The organism is Polaromonas sp. P4_F6, assembly GCF_056401275.1.
In genome coordinates, this window is the sequence record NZ_JBFUJQ010000007.1 from 1 (window position 1) to 2,500 (window position 2,500).

General features: G+C 66.6%; 1 protein-coding gene. It reads left to right on the top strand.

All coding sequences use genetic code 11. The annotated features are described in order from the left end of the window. Positions 1-8 precede the first annotated feature (8 nt). Complete coding sequence (locus AC1DUN_RS16660) at positions 9-2,252, top strand: xanthine dehydrogenase family protein molybdopterin-binding subunit (RefSeq protein ID WP_477715136.1); 2,244 nt, start codon at positions 9-11, stop codon at positions 2,250-2,252. The last annotated feature ends 248 nt before the right edge of the window (positions 2,253-2,500 follow it).

Below are 2,500 nucleotides of genomic sequence, written 5' to 3' on the forward strand. Positions count from 1 at the left end.
CTGCCGGCCTGCCGGCGCGCTCGCGCCTGGGCAGCGCGGCCCACCCCTGGCCGGCCGGCGCGGAACCCGACCTCACGGGCGTGGTCTTCAATGGCTGGATCAAGATACGGGCCGACGGTGGCGTGGTGCTGGCCATGCCGCGCAGCGAAATGGGGCAGGGCGTGCACACCGCGCTGGCCATGCTGGTGGCCGAGGAGCTGGATGTGCCGCTGGCGCGGGTCAGCCTGGAGCAGGCCGGCGCCGACGCGATATACGGCAACGTCGCCATGCTGGTCGGCAGCCTGCCCTTCCATCCGCTGGAGGTGGACGACTATGCGGCGCAAGGCGCGCCCCGGGTGCGCCCGACCAAGGTCCGGCTTGGCGAATGGATGGTCGGCAAGCTGGCGCGCGAACTCGGCATCAATGCCACGGGCGCGTCCTCCAGCGTGGCCGACGCCTGGGAGGTGCTGCGCACGGCCGCGGCCACCGCCCGCGCCTCGCTGCTGGGGGCGGCGTCGCTGGACTGGAAGCTGCCGGTGGACGAACTCAGCATCAGCAAGGGCATCATTTCCCATCCCTCCGGGCCCTCAGCCCACTACGGAGAGCTGGCGAAGTTCGCCGCGGCGACGCCGCCGGGCGAGGTGATGCTCAAAAGCCGCAGGGACTGGAGCCTGATAGGGCGTCAGGCCCCGCGCCCGGACCTGCCCGCCAAGGTCAACGGCACGGCGGTCTTCGGCCTGGACGTGCGGCTGCCGGGCATGCTGTACGCGGCGGTCCGGCTGTGCCCCATGCTGGGCGGTTCGGCCGGCGCCATCCATACGGAGGTAGCCCTGGCCGCGCCCGGGGTGGAGCGCCTTGTGCGCCTGCCTGCCTATGCGGGCTCCACTGCCGGGTTTGCCGTGGTGGGGAAAACCTGGTGGCAGGCGCAGCAGGCGGCCCTGGCGGTGCCGGTGGACTGGCAGCAGCGCCCGGCCGGCGGGCTGGACAGCGGCGAGATCGGCAAGGCGCTGCAAGCCGCGCTCGATCACGAAGCGGGTTTCACTTTTTATGAAAAGGGCGACACCGATAAGGCCGAAGCGGCCGCAAGCCGCAAAGTCGAGGCCTTGTACAGCGCGCCCTACCTGGCCCATGCCACGCTGGAGCCCATGAACTGCACCGCGCAGATCAAGGACGGCAAGGTCTGGTTGTGGGCCCCTACCCAGGTGCCGCAAATGGCTGTGGCCGTTGCTGCCCGCGTGGCGCGCGTTGCGCCTGAGGATGTCCATATCACCGTGACCTTGCTGGGCGGCGGCTTTGGGCGCCGGCTGGAGGTCGATTGCGTGGCCCAGGCCGTGCGTGTTGCCCTGGAATGCGGCGGCCGTCCGGTCCAGCTGATCTGGTCGCGCGAGGAGGACACCACGCACGACTTCTACCGGCCCATGCAGCGGGCCAGGCTCAGCGCATCGCTGGACGCGGCCGGCAAGGTCGGCGGCCTGCGCATCCGCTCGGCCGGCGACGCCATCACGCCGCGCTGGCTGGAGCGCAGCCTGCCGGCGCTGGCCGCGCCTGTGGAAACGCCCGACAAAAGCGCGGCCGAGGGCTTGTTCGACCTGCCCTATGGCTTTGCCAGCCAGAAGATCTCGCATGTGGCGACGCACTCCGGCGTGCCTGTGGGTTACTGGCGTTCGGTGGGGCATTCCCACAATGCTTTTTTCTCGGAAAGCTTTATGGACGAGCTGGCCCTGGACGCGAAGCAGGATCCGCTGGCCTTCAGGCGCTCTCTATTAGAAGAGGCGCCCCGGCACCTGGCCGTGCTCGACCTGGCCGCCGCCAAAGCGGGATGGGGCACGGCGCTGCCCGCAGGCCGGGCTCGCGGCCTGGCCCTGCACGAGTCCTTCGGAACCATCGTGGCGCAGGTGGTGGAGGTGTCCCTGCAGAACGGTGCCCCGCGTGTCCATCGCGTGGTGTGCGCCGTCGATTGCGGCACGGTCATCCACCCCGGCATCGTTGCGCAGCAAATGGAAGGCTCCGTGGTGTTTGCCTTGAGTGCGGCGCTGTATGGACGCATAGATATAGAAGACGGCGTGGTGCGGCAGAAGAACTTCCCCCAGTACGCGATGCTGGGACTGGCCCAGGCGCCTGTTGTGGAGACTTATCTTGTTCCCAGTGAGAGGGCGCCCAGCGGCGCCGGTGAACCAGGGGTTCCGCCGCTGGCGCCGGCACTGGCCAATGCGCTGTTTTCATTGACGGGAAAGCGCTTGCGCTCACTGCCGCTGTCCTTGAGCGACGCGTGATTTGAAAAGTTTTTTCGGAAGTATTTGAAAACGCCAAAACAACCGTGCTATAGTCGATGGCTCTGCTGAACACAGCGAACAAATTCCCCGGAGTTTGCAGCTACCGCGAAAGCGATAAGTCAGCAGAAAAAAAGATCTTGAAAAGTTGACCGAAGCTAAAAATTCGGTATAGAATTCAAGGCTCTGCTGAAAACGAAAGTGCTGATCGCAAAACGATCAGGCGGCAGAAAAAAGAGTCAAAAAAGTTT